This is a genomic window from Cohnella massiliensis (assembly GCF_900169535.1).
GTDB lineage: Bacteria > Bacillota > Bacilli > Paenibacillales > Paenibacillaceae > Cohnella > Cohnella algarum.
The window spans coordinates 1,569,756-1,582,809 of record NZ_LT821259.1 but is presented as its reverse complement, the minus strand read 5'-3'; the positions used below and the strand labels follow the sequence as shown (position 1 = coordinate 1,582,809).

Below are 13,054 nucleotides of genomic sequence, written 5' to 3'. Positions count from 1 at the left end.
ACCCCTGCCGCGCGGATTTAATTGTAGAGCGCTTTTTTGGATTCGATGCGTTTCTTCATCCACAGCCGCGTGCCTTTGCCCTGCTCGCTCGCCACTTCGAATTCGTCCATGAAGTTTTCGATGATCGTGAAGCCCATGCCCGACCTTTCCAGCTCGGGGCGCGAAGTGTACAAAGGCTGGCGCGCCAGATCGATATCTTCGATGCCGCGCCCTTCGTCGCTGACCGTAATCGCGACGGTGTCGGCCTCGATCTCCGCTTCGACGCGAACGACTCCGGTCGGCTCGTTTTCATAGCCGTGAATGATCGCGTTCGTGACCGCTTCGGAAACGACCGTCTTGATGTCGTTCAGCTGCTCCATCGTCGGATCCAGTTGCGACACGAAGGCGGCGACCGCGACTCTCGCAAACGCTTCGTTCTCGGAACGACTGGCAAACGATAGCTTCATAAAATTGGCTGCGCTCATGATACGACCTCCAGACTGGCGAGTGCCGAGCGTTCCGTGTCGTAGAAGGAGATAATTTTGAACAACCCCGACAGCTCGAACAACCGTTTGACGTTCGCGTGCGTGTCGCATACGACCATTTTGCCCCCGCGGCTTTTCACCAGCTTGTAGCGCCCCAGGATGACGCCGAGTCCGGAACTGTCCATAAACTGCAAATCTCGCAAACTGAGCAAAACATGATCGCAGCGTCCGCGCAAAATCGCATCCTCCATTTTAAACCGGACGATATCCGCGGTATGATGATCCAGCTCGCCTCTCAAGCGAACGATGAGCACGTTGCGGTGCTGCTCCAGCTCCACTTGCAAACTCATGCCGATTCTCCTCCCACCTTAACATGACCGTCTCCTGCTTCCCGGCTCTATTCTCCCAATTCTACGGCCGCGAGCCGCATTCCTGCCCCCCGACAAAACTAGAAAAAGCCCCCGTTTACCCGACAAAATACGGCAAAGAGGCGTTGGCGGCCGGGAGCCGGAATCGCCTTCGGGAAGGGCCATGCCGGCATCATTCGAACGCCGCAAAACCGGCTGCGCCCCCAACCCGGAGGCGCACCCGGTCCCATCCGCTATTCGTTCATAAACAGCTTGCCGGCCGATCGCTTGAACAGCGTCCACAATCCCGCGCGTCCGACGGATTCGGGAGCTTCGACCGGGAATTCGCTCATCACTTCGTCGCCGCGGTAGACGATGATTTTGCCGACCTGCTGCCCGGCTTCGACCGGAGCGGTCACCTTGTCGTACAGCACCAGCTCGTGGCGGATGTTGCGGCCGGCGTCGCCCTTGCGCACGAGCACGCTGTACGAACGGTCGGCCACGAGCGGCACCTTCGCGGTCTCTCCCTTTTCGACCTGGAGGGTTCCGATGGCGTCGCCCTTTTTGTAAATCGGCACGTTCGTAAATTGCGCGAAGGCGTAGTCGAACATTTTGGACACTTCCGCGTTGCGCGTTTTCGTATCCGGCTCGCCCAACACGACGGCGATCAGGCGCATGTTGTCGCGCCGCGCCGTTGCCGACAGGCAGTATTTCGCCTCGCCCGTGAAGCCGGTCTTCAGGCCGTCCGCCCCGTGGTAAAACCGGACGAGCTTGTTCGTGTTGACGAGCCAGAACGGTTTGGGCGATTCCTTGCGCAAGTAATCCTGATACATTCCGGTGTATTTCGTAATGCCTTCGTGCTTAAGCAGTTCGCGGGACATGATGGCGATGTCGCGGGCCGAAGAAGCGTGACCCGGCGACGGGAGGCCGTTGCAGTTGACGAAATGGGTATTCGTCATCCCGAGCTCCTTGGCTTTCTCGTTCATCATCTTGACGAACTCTTCCTCGGTGCCGGCCAGCTTTTCCGCGAGCGCGACCGAGGCGTCGTTGCCGGAAGCGAGCGCCACCCCTTTCAGCATCTCCTCCACCGTCATCTGTTCGCCCGGCTCCAGAAAAATCTGCGAACCGCCCATCGAGGCGGCATATTCGCTCGTCTGCACGGGATCCGACAGCTTCAGCTGCCCTTCGTCGATCGCTTCCATGACCAGCAGCATCGTCATGATCTTCGTGATGCTGGCGGGCGGCAGCTGCTCCTGGCTGTTCTTTTCGAAAATGACGGTTCCGCTGTCCGCGTCCATCAGTATGGCGGAACGGGCGGAGCTCGCGAGCTGCGCCTGGGGCGGATTCGCGCCCGGTTTGCTCTCTTCGGCCAGCGCCTGCTGCGGCCCGACCGCGAAAACAGCCGTCGTCATCGACAACAAGCCGGCCGTCAGCAAACGAGTCCAAGGGCGATTGCGAAAAACGTTCATGTCGATTCGTTCCCCTCCGGAAATGGCGGTTTGGTAGCGTTATCGCTGCTTCCAACCAGTCTGCCCCGAGGCCGAACAAAATATTCCCAACCTTTCCGGTTATTCGATTTCCGCGAACATCTCGGCCAAACGGATTTTCCGGCCGGTTTTCGAGCTTTCGAGCGCTCCCAGCACCATCGCCATGCTTTGAATGTTGTCCCTGCAATCCGTGGCGGAGCGGCGGCCGGCGGCAAGCGAGGCGAACATCTCGTCCAGGCAGCCGTTATGGAACGTTCGGCCGCCCTCCGTCACCGGCGCGTCGACGCGCCGGCGATTTTTGTGAAAGCTGCCGGATGCGTCGACCAGCTCGACCGTCTCGGCGAACGGGGCATCGTTCCCGTTCCAGATTGCGGTGCCTCTTTCCCCCATGATGCGCCACTCCGCTTCCCACGACGTCGGAACGCCTTCCGCGCACCAGGAGCCCCGATAGCAAAACACGGTGCCGTCCGACATTTCGAAAATGCAAACCGCCGCCGCGCTTCCCTCGTACCACGATCCGGGGGGATTGAACTCCTGGCAATAGACCGTTACCGGATCCGAGCCTAGAATGAAGCGGGCCTGGTCGAACGTGTGGATCGCCATATCGAGCAGGAGCGGACTTTCCATCGCTTCGCGAAAGCCGCCGAAATGCGGCCCGAGAAAAAAATCGGCGCACGCGAATCCGGGCCGCCCGATCGTCCCGGAGGCGATCAGCTCCCGGTAGGCGCGGATGCGCGGATCGTAGCGGCGGTTTTGCATGACGGCATGAAAGCGTCCGGTTTCGTCCGCTTTTTTGACGATGTCCGCGCATTCCGCAAGCGTAGCGGCGAGAGGCTTCTCGGCCATCACGTCGCAGCCGAGCGACATCGCCGTCGTCGCGATCCGGTGATGGGTCGCCGGCACCGTGACGTCGAACAGCAAATTGGCGCCGGACTCGCTTGCCGCCAGGCCGAGATCGGCGTAGACGCCGCACGCAAGGCCGTAACGGTCGGCCATCGCCTGCGCGAGCTCCGGCTTGATATCGATGAGAGCGACGATTTCGGCATCCTCGCGGCCGAGCGCGTGCTCCACCCATGTCCTCGCCATGCTGCCGCAGCCGGCGACGGCGATCCGAAAACGCTTTTTCGACATTTTTGCGCACCCCGTTTATAATGGATTTACTCGGAATTCACTTCGATTATAGCCGGGTAAGCAAGCGTTTTCTCTATTCAATCTTGGCTGAAAACAGACGAATCTTGTGCGGAGGGAACTTGCGATGACCTATCCGATCAACTTGCGGGAAAACACCGTCCTGCCGGACAAGAGCTACCCCGTCAATTTTTTTGCGAACCGTCCTCTCGCCGGGGCCGGGCAAGGCGTGCTGTACTTGCATTGGCACGAGCATATCGAAATCATCGTCATGAAAAAAGGTTCCGCGCTGTTTCTCATCGACAGCCTTCCGTTCGAAGCCGATGCGGGCGATGCGCTCGTCGTGCCGTCCGGAAGCCTGCATGTCGGCTACAACCGGTCCGACCTCCCCGTCGAATACGTCTCGATCGTCGCAAGCCCCGCCCTGTTCGGCGATTCGGCCCGCGATCCGGTCTTCGAGGCCTTCGTCAAGCCGTTCCTGGAAGGACAGATTTCCTTTGCGATGAAGCTGGACGGCCTCGACCCGGAAAACGCGCGGCTGATCGCGCTCCTTGACGATGCGATCGCCGAATTCAAAAGCAAGCGGCTGGCCTATCAGCTCGTCGTCAAAAACGATTTGCTGCTCGTTTTTGCGCTTCTGTCCCGTTCGCTTCTTCCCGCCGCTCCCGCGCGAAACGCAGCCGAACCTACTTTTCGCAACCGCGACCGGTTCAAATCGCTGCTCGCCCGCATGGAATCGAACCCTTCCGAAAAACTGACCGTCGAGCAGGCGGCCGGACTCGTTAATCTCAACATTTATCACTTTTGCAAACAGTTCAAAAAATTGACCGGCCGGACCTTCATCGATTACTCGAACCTGCTGCGGATGAACGAAGCGCTGCGGCTGCTGCGGCAGAGCGACCTGACGGTGACCGAAATCGCCGAAAGCGTCGGATGCGGCAATCCGAACTATTTTACGAAGCTGTTCAAGCAATATTTCGGGCATACGCCCTCGCAGGCGAGAAAGCGGGAGCTGCCTTAATCGGCCGGGGCTGCCAATGGTTCGATCGGCTTATTCGGGCGTTTCTCCCGATATCAAAGGATCTCTTGGGAAACGGGGTGATCGTTCGGATGAAAATGAAAGAGGTTCTGGCTTTGATCGGATTTGCGGCGCTTCTGTGCGTAGCCGTGGCGTTGCCGTCCGCCGACACAAAAGCTTCAGGAGAAGCCACGTTGATGGACGAATTACGGGCAGGCACCGCGCATATCCGGCATGAGGAACCGATGTTTGCGCAAATGAAGGACAAGGAAGTCGTTCAGGCCATCGTGGACAGCTGGGACCGGAGCGAAGCGATCTTGCGAAGGCATTGGGACCGCGAGCTCACCGCCGAAAACGGCTGGCAGCGGATCAACAGCGCGGACGCGGGCATCGAGTTTACGAATTTTTTGACCCAGAAGGAGGCTTTTTCGTTCAATGCGGCATTTATGGGGAAAGCGCATCGGGCCGCCTTGCAGGTCGGGGATTTTTGGCCGGCGCTGCTGCTGAACAAAGAGGAAGGCAAAGCGGTCCTCTTCTGGGAACGCAAAGACGGAACCGCCGTCGCGGTCACGCTTCTGACCAGGGAAAACGAGGACGGAAGCCGGGATTGGTACGAAAAGGGGCCGGCAGAGGAAGTTGCGGCCGCGCCTTGAGCGTCATTCCGCGCCGAGCCGCCCCCATGTAGCACACCGGGTGCACTTCTTGACCGCATTCCCCGCCGAACTGCCCCCATGTAGCGCACCGGGTGCACTTCTTGACCGCAATCCGCGCCGAGCCGCCCCCATGCAGCGCACCGGGTGCACTTCTTGACCGCATTCCCCGCCGAACTGCCCCCATGTAGCGCACCGGGTGCACTTCTTGACCGCAATCCGCGCCGAGCCGCCCCCATGCAGCGCACCGGGTGCACTTCTTGACCGCATTCCCCGCCGAACTGCCCCCATGTAGCGCACCGGGTGCACTTCTTGACCGCAATCCGCGCCGAGCCGCCCCCATGCAGCGCACCGGGTGCACTTCTTGACCGCATTCCGCGTCGAACTGCCCCCATGCAGCGCACCGGGTGCACTTCTTGACCGCATTCCCCGCCGAACTGCCCCCATGCAGCGCACCGGGTGCACTTCTTGACCGCATTCCCCGCCGAACTGCCCCCATGCAGCGCACCGGGTGCACTTCTTGACCGCATTTCCCGCCGGCTTTCTCTCATTGGCCATCCGATTTGGCACTATGCGTTTTAATCCGTTCCGAGCAATTCATGCAAAGAAACCTGGCGCGAACTGTCAAGCAGCAAAGCGCGCGTGCCGTCGGCTCCAATTCGGCCGAGGCACGCGCCGCTCGTCTACGAGACGATCTCGTAGATGAGCGGATTCGCGCCCGGCGCCGCGCTCTCGATGCGGTAAGCCGCGGCCAGCTGCCGCGCGAGCTCGTCCGCGCCTTTGTCGTTGCGAACGTGCAGCAGCGCCAGCGTATCGCCGCCGCGCACGCGATCGCCGCGCTTGCGAACGAGCTCGACGCCGACGGCGTGGTCGATCCGATCGTCCTTGGCGGCCCGGCCCGCGCCCAGGCGCATCGCCGCGAGCCCGACGCTTTCCGCGTCGATGCCGTGCACGTACCCGTCCGCCGCCGCCGCCACGGGCACGAGCAGCCCGGCCTGCGGCAGCAGCTCGTCCGGCCGTTCGACGACCGCCGGGTCGCCGCCTTGCGCGGCGACGAGCTCGGCGAACTTCCGCAGCGCCGCCCCGGAGGCGATCGCCTCCTCCAGCATGCGGCGCGCCTCCGCCGCATCGCTCGCCTTGCCGCCGAGCGCGACCATGTGCCCGCCAAGCTCAAGGCACAGCTCGCGCAAGTCGTCCGGCCCCTCGCCGGCGAGCACGTCGATCGCCTCCCGAACCTCCATCGCGTTGCCGATGGCGCGGCCCAGCGGCTGATCCATGTCGGTGATCGCCGCAACCGTGCGCCGCCCGACCTCCCGGCCGATGGCGACCATCGCCTGCGCAAGCGCCTTCGCTTCTTCCGCCGTCTTCATGAACGCCCCGCTGCCGAATTTGACGTCGAGCAAAATCGCGTCGGCTCCGGCCGCGATTTTTTTGCTCATGACGGAGCTGGCGATAAGCGGAATCGACTCGACCGTTCCGGTTACGTCGCGCAGCGCGTACAGCTTCTTGTCCGCCGGGGCGATGTTGCCGCTCTGGCCGATGACGGAGACGCCGATCTCGTTCACCTGCGCAAAAAAACGCTCGCGCGGAAGCTCCGTCCGAAACCCGAGCATCGACTCCAGCTTGTCGATCGTTCCGCCGGTATGGCCGAGCCCTCGGCCGCTCATTTTCGCGACCGGCACCCCGCAGGCGGCAACGAGAGGCGCCAGGATCAGCGTCGTTTTATCGCCTACTCCTCCGGTGCTGTGCTTGTCCACCTTGATGCCGCGTATGCCGGACAAATCGACGCGATCGCCCGAATCGGCCATCGCCAGCGTAAGGATTGCCGTTTCTCTTGCGGTCATTCCCGCAAAGCAGACCGCCATCAGCCAGGCGGACGTCTGATAATCGGGGATCTCGCCGGAGACGACGCCATCGACCACAAACCGGACTTCCTCCGCGGACAGCTCCGCTCCCGATCTTTTTTTTCGGATAACATCCACCATGCGCATGCTTGTCCGCCTCCTTTCGTGCCATCGTGATTGGCTTATTCAACATTTAACGCAGAGGGAAGTTTACGTCCTTAGGCGGGCGGGCATATGAAAATTGCAGCCTCGGCAAAGGCCCGACGGAACCCGAAAAATGCAGCTGCGGCCTGCCCCCTGCGGAAACGGAATCGGCGGCTCTGGCTATACGTCCGTCGAAAGCCCGAATTTGCATTTTTCCCAACACGCCCGCCGATACCCCAAATTTACAGCTTCGGCAGCAAGGCGAGCACGAGCTGAATGAATTTCGCCTTGACTTTATCGGTCGTTTCCATGACTTCGTCGTGCGACAGGGGCTGATCGAGAATGCCCGCCGCCATGTTGCTGATGCACGAAATGCCGATAACCTCCAACCCCGAGTGCCGCGCGACGATCACCTCGGGAACCGTCGACATCCCGACCGCGTCGGCCCCGAGCGCGCGCAGCATGCGGATTTCCGCCGGCGTCTCGTAGTTGGGACCGAGCATGCCGGCATAGACGCCCTCCTGTACCGGGATGTTCAGCGCGGCCGCCGTTTCCTTCGCGATCCCGCGGAGACGGCGGGCGTATGCATCGGACATGTCCGGAAAGCGCACGCCGAGGGAGTTGTCGTTCGGACCGGCCAGCGGATTGCGGCCGGTCAGATTAAGATGGTCGGAAATGATCATCAAATCGCCAGGCTCATAGTTCAGGTTCACCCCGCCGGCCGCGTTCGTCACGAGCAGCGTCCTCGCTCCCAGCTCCTTCATGACGCGCACCGGAAGCGCGGTCCGCTCCGGTTCGTACCCTTCGTACATATGAAACCGCCCCCGCATCAAAGCGACGGCGCGCCCCTGCAGCTTCCCGACGACAAGCTCGCCGGCATGGCCCTCCACGGTCGAATCCGGAAAATGCGGAATGTCCCGGTACGGAATCGTCACCGCATCCTCCATGTCTTCTCCGATAACGGCAAGGCCCGATCCGAGAATGAGGCCGATTTCCGGACTCAGCGGGGTAAGCGATGCGATGTAGGCCGCCGATTCGTCGATAACGGCCTTGGTGGACTCGTTCATCCGACTGTTCCCTCCTTCAATGTCCGCTTAACGGATCTCGTTCAAAAAGCTGGTTCCGTTTGCCGGAGCCGCAACGCCGAAATTTTCGGCGATCGTGGCGGCCAGGTCGGCGAACGTCCGGCGAGTGCCGATGCTGCCGGGCGCCGCCGCGCGCGGACTGTAGGCCAGCAGCGGGACGTATTCCCGCGTATGGTCCGTTCCCGAATGCACGGGATCGTTGCCGTGATCGGCCGTGACGACGAGCAGATCGTCGTCTCCGAGCGACCGGAGCAGCGAGGGAACCGCGCGGTCGAATTCCTCCAGCGCGCGGGCGTAGCCTTCGGGATCGCGGCGGTGGCCGTAAAGCGAATCGAAGTCGACCAGGTTCGTAAACAGCAAGCCGTGAAACTCTTTGGCCAGCTCGCGGACCGTCGCGGCGATGCCGTCTTCGTTGCTTTTCGTCGGAATCGCTTTGACGATGCCTTCCCCGCTGAAAATATCGTTGATTTTGCCGACCGCGATGACGTCCCGGCCGCCGTTCTTAAGCGCGTTCAGCACCGTCGGCTGCGGCGGCTTGACCGCATAGTCGTGCCGGTTCGGCGTTCGCACGTACGCTCCCCGCTTGCCGACATACGGCCGAGCGATGACCCGGCCTACGGCGTACGGTTCGTGCATCGTCAGCCTGCGCGCCGTCCGGCAGGCGCTGTACAGCTCGTCCAACGGAATGACGTCCTCGTGGGCCGCAATTTGAAATACGCTGTCGGCCGACGTATAGACGATCCACGAACCGCTGCGAATTTGCTCGTCGGCAAGCTCGTCCAAAATCTCCGTCCCCGAAGCCGCCCGGTTTCCGATGACCGTCCTCCCCGTTTCGGCTTCGAATTTGGAAATGAGCTCGTCCGGGAAGCCGTTCGGAAACGTCCGGAACGGGGTGTCGATCTTGAGCCCCATAAGCTCCCAATGCCCCGTCATCGTATCTTTTCCTTTCGAAATTTCCGCCATTTTGCCGTAGCTTGCCAGCGGCCGGGGCTCCGGCTCCCAATCGGCGATCGGAGCGATATTGGCGAGCCCAAGCTTGCGAAGGTTCGGCAGCCGCAAATCCGGAACGCGAGCGGCGATATGGCCCAGCGTGTGCGCTCCCGCGTCTCCGTAAGCGGAAGCGTCCGGCAGTTCCCCGATTCCTACGCTGTCGAGTACGATAACCGCAATGCGCCGAAAAGTCATTCCTGTTTACCTCCTTATTCGACTGCCGTCGGCTCTTGGATGAGCGCGATCGTATTCTTCCTTGATCCGGATTTTCGCCGGAGGCCGATAAAATTGCGTCGTCGCCGGGTCGGCATGCCCCATCATTTCCTGCACGGCGCGCAGATCCGCCCCTCCGGCCAGCAAATGCGCCGCGAACGAATGCCGGAGCGTATGCGGCGTGAGCTCGACCGGGATCGAGGCTTCGGCCGCGAGCTTTTTGATCGTTTTCCAGCAGCCTTGCCTCGTCATCCGGCTCCCCAGCCGGTTGACGAACAAGGCGCGTTCCGTCGAGTTTTCGGACAGCAGCCTGGGCCGCGCTTCCCGCATATAGCGCGAGACCCATTCCGCGCAGACGGACCCGATCGGCACCATTCGCTCCTTGCCGCCCGGACCGGTGCAGATCAAAAAACCGAGCTCCGTCTTGACATGCTCCACATTCAGCGCGAGCAATTCGGACACTCTCAAGCCGCAAGCATAGAGCACCTCCAGCATCGCCCGGTCGCGGACGCCGGCGGGATGGTCGGTTCGGGGCGCATCGAGCAGCTTTTCCACCTGTTGCTCCGAAAGGACCTGCGGCGCTTTTCGTTCCGGTTTGGGCGCTTCGAGCGACAATGCCGGGTTTTCCGCGATTTTTTTCTGAAGCAGCAAATATTGAAAAAAAGCCCGGATCGACACGATTCTTCGGGACAGCGTCGCATTGGAGCGGGCTTGTCCCCGAAGGCTTTGCAAATAGCCCGACAAATGGTAGGACCTGATGTCGCGAACGTCGGCCGCCCCCAGCGCTTCCAGCGAACCGATAAAATCGTTCAAATCCCGGCGATACCCGTCGAGCGTGTTTGCGGCCAGCCCCTTTCCTGCTTGCAAATATTCGATAAAAGCATCGAGATCGCTTCGCATCGCGTTATCCTTTCTATTTTCATGGCGGCCCAATTGCTTTTATTCCACATTCCGGAACGGAATCCTTCCCGCCGGCTATTCCCCAAGCCAAAAAAACAGCTTCAACCGTTCCAGCGGCGACGTTTCCTTCCCGGGCTCGCCCGTCATAAACACCTTCACCGCTTCTCCCTCCGGCACTTTGTACGGGTCGACCGGGTCGAGCCAGACGCGCATCCAGCCGAAAGCGTAGTGCACAAGCACGGTAAGCGCAAGAAAAACGAGCGTGAATTGCAGCCGATCCCTCCATTTTCCGAGCTGCCGGTTCAATTCGGTTCTCCCCTTCCGTTTGTCCTAGTAAAACGTTATGTTTCCGGAAATCGGACTAGACCAGGGCGTTCTTCGCAAAAAAACGGCCACGGCGCCAGGGCGGTCGGCACGCGGCGGCACGCCGGCCCATACATTGCATAAGAAAGCCAAACCATTCCGAGTCGGAGATCAGGGAGAGTTGCATTTGATGAAGCCGGTCGAGCAAGTGCTTACGGGCTGCGTCCGCCCAAAATCGACGCGATATACCGAACGGAGAATCGTCGTGCTCCGAAAAAACGCCGACTATCGCAAATGCTTGCGGCAGTTGGCGGCTTCCGGCATTCAGCCGGTGAAAACCGTTTCCGGCGCGCGGCTCATTTGCTGTTACGCGGACAAACGGCAAAAATGGAAAGAGCTTCGAAACCATCCGATGGTCGCCTACGTGGAAAAAGACGAAAAAGTTTCGGCGCACGGAAGCTCCGTTTGGCTTCGATCGCGTCCGGATCGCCCGTCCTCGCCGAAACGGTCCCGGAATAAAATCCCGTGGAACGTTTGCCGGGTGGAATCCCCGGAGGTTTGGAGCCAAACGCGCGGAGAAACGATCAAACTGGCCGTCATCGATACCGGAATCGCTCCCCATCCCGATCTTCGCATCGCGGGCGGAGTCAATACGATGGGCGGCACGTCGTACAAGGACGACAACGGCCACGGCACCCATGTCGCCGGCATCGCCGCGGCCACCGGCAACGTCCGGATATTCGGAAACGCCCCGAACGTTCGGCTGTATGCGGTCAAAGCCCTGGATCGGCGCGGCGACGGGTTCGTTTCCGATATTGCGGAAGGGATCGACTGGTGCATCGCGAACGGCATCCGGGTGATCAACATGAGCTTCGGCCTGCCAAGCGACAACCGGACGCTGCGGGAAGCCGTGAAGCGGGCGAGAAAACGCGGCATCGTCATGGTCGCCTCGGCCGGCAACGAAGATTCCGCAACCGGAGAGGTCGATTATCCCGCGCGATACGCGGAGACGATCGCCGTCGCGGCCACGACGCGAAGCAACCGAATCGCTTCCTTTTCCAGCCGGGGAGCCGGAATCGACGTCTCCGCTCCGGGCGTCAACATTTTGTCCACGTATCTTTACCATACGTACGTTCGCATGTCCGGCACGTCCATGTCCGCGCCGCACGTGTCCGGAGCCGCCGCCTTGCTGCGGGCGCTGCGCCCGAAGCTCGGGCCGGCCGCCGTCTCGCGGCTGATCCGGGCGTCGGCCCGCCGGCTTCCCGGATTCGCGCCGATCGCAGCCGGATCGGGCCTGCTGCAGACGGCCAAAGCGGCCGCCATCGCTCGCCGCCGCGCCGCCTGTTCGCCGCGGAACGCCGGGCCGCCCGGGAAAGCGGCAACCAAGTGAGCCGGGCGCAAGCCCGAGACTCAACCGCGCGGATTGGCCGCCTTCATTTTTTTCAGCAGATTCGTCGCTTCGCGGTGCAGCGCGAACACGTCCTCCAGCGGGATGCCGAATTTGCGGACGATCGCCTCCGGAATGCCGCAGGCGTCTTCCCGCAGCCGGTTCCCTCGTTCCGTCAACGCGATATACACGTTGCGCTCGTCCTCGCCGTCCCGGGTTCGGGTGACGAGTCCCTGGGCTTCCAATTTTTTGAGCAGGGGGGTCAGCGTTCCCGAATCCAGGAGCAGCCGGCTCCCCAATTGTTTGACGCTGACCCGGTCCTCTTCCCACAGCGCCAGCATCGTGACGTACTGCGTGTACGTCAGTCCGAGCTCCTTGAGCAGCGGCGCGTACAGCTTCGTAATCTCCCGCGAACAAGCGTATATCGCAAAGCACAGCTGATTGTCGAGCTTCAAATGTTCTTCCCGTTCCATAAGGCGCCTCCTTTTCGAAGCAAACAAGGTTTGCGGATCGAGCTTCGCAAAGCCGATTTTCGGCCCTTGACTTTCCAATTAAATTTTATACAATTTAATTGTATCATATTTTTCGGAGGTGACAACGTGTCCATATACGATTTCGAAGTCGAAACGATCCAGGGCAAGCGAGAGAAGCTGGCGGACTATGAAGGCAAAGTGCTGTTGATCGTCAATACGGCCACCAAATGCGGATTCGCCCCGCAGTTTCAAGGCTTGCAGCGGCTGCACGAGACCTACGCGGACAAAGGCCTCGCCGTTCTCGGCTTTCCGAGCAACCAGTTCGCGAATCAGGAGCCCGGAGACAACTCGGATATTTTGCAGGCTTGCCAGATCAACCACGGCGTGACTTTCCCGTTGTTCGCCAAAATCGACGTAAACGGACCCGAGGCTCACCCGCTGTACCGCTACTTGACAAAAGAAGCCCCCGGCTTCCTCGGGAGCAAGGCGATCAAATGGAACTTCACCAAGTTTCTCATCGACCGCCAAGGCCGGATCGTCGGGCGTTTCCCGCCGACCGCGAAGCCCGAGCAAATCGAAAGCCGCATTCAAAAGCTGTTATAGCCGCCGAACGCCCTCGTC

General features: G+C 61.0%; 14 protein-coding genes. 4 read left to right on the top strand and 10 right to left on the bottom strand.

Annotated elements, in window-relative coordinates; all coding sequences use genetic code 11:
• Positions 1-17 precede the first annotated feature (17 nt).
• The 4 genes from spoIIAB to B7E11_RS21090 all read right to left on the bottom strand — a co-directional run bounded on the left by spoIIAB (position 18) and on the right by B7E11_RS21090 (position 3,429).
• Positions 18-464, bottom strand: a complete 447-nt coding sequence (gene spoIIAB / locus B7E11_RS21105) for an anti-sigma F factor (protein WP_080838525.1) — start codon at positions 462-464, stop codon at positions 18-20.
• Entirely contained in the window at positions 461-814 is a 354-nt protein-coding gene (gene spoIIAA / locus B7E11_RS21100) for an anti-sigma F factor antagonist (protein ID WP_080838522.1), read from the bottom strand. Before spoIIAA ends, spoIIAB begins: the two co-directional genes overlap by 4 nt.
• 251 nt (positions 815-1,065) lie before the next feature.
• Positions 1,066-2,280: a D-alanyl-D-alanine carboxypeptidase family protein gene (locus tag B7E11_RS21095; RefSeq protein ID WP_080838519.1), complete on the bottom strand. Its 1,215-nt coding sequence runs from the start codon at positions 2,278-2,280 to the stop codon at positions 1,066-1,068.
• Positions 2,281-2,379: 99 nt separating this feature from the next.
• On the bottom strand, positions 2,380-3,429 hold the full coding sequence (locus tag B7E11_RS21090; protein ID WP_080838516.1) for a Gfo/Idh/MocA family protein: 1,050 nt from the start codon (positions 3,427-3,429) through the stop codon (positions 2,380-2,382).
• 124 nt (positions 3,430-3,553) lie between these two features.
• Here B7E11_RS21090 and B7E11_RS21085 point away from each other — a divergent pair, with 124 nt between their 5' ends.
• Together B7E11_RS21085 and B7E11_RS21080 are read left to right on the top strand one after the other, a co-directional pair.
• A complete protein-coding gene (locus B7E11_RS21085) occupies positions 3,554-4,447 on the top strand; it encodes a helix-turn-helix transcriptional regulator (RefSeq protein WP_080838514.1) in 894 nt (297 codons plus the stop codon).
• Between the two features lie 89 nt (positions 4,448-4,536).
• A complete protein-coding gene (locus B7E11_RS21080) occupies positions 4,537-5,097 on the top strand; it encodes a hypothetical protein (protein ID WP_080838512.1) in 561 nt (186 codons plus the stop codon).
• A gap of 680 nt (positions 5,098-5,777) precedes the next feature.
• Here the strand turns inward: B7E11_RS21080 and B7E11_RS21075 are convergent.
• The 5 genes from B7E11_RS21075 to B7E11_RS21055 all read right to left on the bottom strand — a co-directional run bounded on the left by B7E11_RS21075 (position 5,778) and on the right by B7E11_RS21055 (position 10,576).
• A complete protein-coding gene (locus B7E11_RS21075) occupies positions 5,778-7,085 on the bottom strand; it encodes a pyrimidine-nucleoside phosphorylase (protein ID WP_080838509.1) in 1,308 nt (435 codons plus the stop codon).
• Positions 7,086-7,324: 239 nt separating this feature from the next.
• A complete protein-coding gene (locus B7E11_RS21070) occupies positions 7,325-8,149 on the bottom strand; it encodes a purine-nucleoside phosphorylase (RefSeq protein WP_080838507.1) in 825 nt (274 codons plus the stop codon).
• Between the two features lie 27 nt (positions 8,150-8,176).
• On the bottom strand, positions 8,177-9,352 hold the full coding sequence (locus B7E11_RS21065; RefSeq protein WP_080838504.1) for a phosphopentomutase: 1,176 nt from the start codon (positions 9,350-9,352) through the stop codon (positions 8,177-8,179).
• 6 nt (positions 9,353-9,358) lie between these two features.
• Positions 9,359-10,270, bottom strand: a complete 912-nt coding sequence (gene xerD / locus B7E11_RS21060) for a site-specific tyrosine recombinase XerD (RefSeq protein ID WP_080838501.1) — start codon at positions 10,268-10,270, stop codon at positions 9,359-9,361.
• Positions 10,271-10,345: 75 nt separating this feature from the next.
• The gene (locus B7E11_RS21055; protein WP_080838498.1) at positions 10,346-10,576 is read right to left on the bottom strand and encodes a DUF4227 family protein; all 231 of its coding nucleotides are present in this window, start codon (positions 10,574-10,576) and stop codon (positions 10,346-10,348) included.
• 187 nt (positions 10,577-10,763) lie between these two features.
• On the opposite strand from B7E11_RS21055, the gene B7E11_RS21050 reads away from it, so the two are divergent.
• On the top strand, positions 10,764-11,963 hold the full coding sequence (locus tag B7E11_RS21050) for a S8 family peptidase (RefSeq protein WP_245809861.1): 1,200 nt from the start codon (positions 10,764-10,766) through the stop codon (positions 11,961-11,963).
• 20 nt (positions 11,964-11,983) lie between these two features.
• Here B7E11_RS21050 and B7E11_RS21045 read toward each other — a convergent pair whose 3' ends face one another.
• Positions 11,984-12,433 carry a MarR family winged helix-turn-helix transcriptional regulator gene (locus B7E11_RS21045; RefSeq protein WP_080838492.1) on the bottom strand — a complete coding sequence of 150 codons (450 nt, stop codon included), beginning with the start codon at positions 12,431-12,433 and terminating at the stop codon, positions 11,984-11,986.
• A gap of 126 nt (positions 12,434-12,559) precedes the next feature.
• On the opposite strand from B7E11_RS21045, the gene B7E11_RS21040 reads away from it, so the two are divergent.
• A complete protein-coding gene (locus B7E11_RS21040; protein ID WP_080838490.1) occupies positions 12,560-13,036 on the top strand; it encodes a glutathione peroxidase in 477 nt (158 codons plus the stop codon).
• Positions 13,037-13,054 lie beyond the last annotated feature (18 nt).

Bases quoted from the DNA above. Each gene is read 5' to 3' on its own strand.
- B7E11_RS21090 (WP_080838516.1), bottom strand. From the start codon at position 3,429: ATGTCGAAAAAGCGTTTTCGGATCGCCGTCGCCGGCTGCGGCAGCATG.
- B7E11_RS21075 (WP_080838509.1), bottom strand. From the start codon at position 7,085: ATGCGCATGGTGGATGTTATCCGAAAAAAAAGATCGGGAGCGGAGCTG.
- B7E11_RS21065 (WP_080838504.1), bottom strand. From the start codon at position 9,352: ATGACTTTTCGGCGCATTGCGGTTATCGTACTCGACAGCGTAGGAATC.
- B7E11_RS21050 (WP_245809861.1), top strand. From the start codon at position 10,764: ATGAAGCCGGTCGAGCAAGTGCTTACGGGCTGCGTCCGCCCAAAATCG.
- xerD (WP_080838501.1), bottom strand. From the start codon at position 10,270: ATGCGAAGCGATCTCGATGCTTTTATCGAATATTTGCAAGCAGGAAAG.
- B7E11_RS21085 (WP_080838514.1), top strand. From the start codon at position 3,554: ATGACCTATCCGATCAACTTGCGGGAAAACACCGTCCTGCCGGACAAG.
- B7E11_RS21080 (WP_080838512.1), top strand. From the start codon at position 4,537: ATGAAAATGAAAGAGGTTCTGGCTTTGATCGGATTTGCGGCGCTTCTG.
- B7E11_RS21095 (WP_080838519.1), bottom strand. From the start codon at position 2,280: ATGAACGTTTTTCGCAATCGCCCTTGGACTCGTTTGCTGACGGCCGGC.
- B7E11_RS21045 (WP_080838492.1), bottom strand. From the start codon at position 12,433: ATGGAACGGGAAGAACATTTGAAGCTCGACAATCAGCTGTGCTTTGCG.
- spoIIAA (WP_080838522.1), bottom strand. From the start codon at position 814: ATGAGTTTGCAAGTGGAGCTGGAGCAGCACCGCAACGTGCTCATCGTT.
- B7E11_RS21070 (WP_080838507.1), bottom strand. From the start codon at position 8,149: ATGAACGAGTCCACCAAGGCCGTTATCGACGAATCGGCGGCCTACATC.
- spoIIAB (WP_080838525.1), bottom strand. From the start codon at position 464: ATGAGCGCAGCCAATTTTATGAAGCTATCGTTTGCCAGTCGTTCCGAG.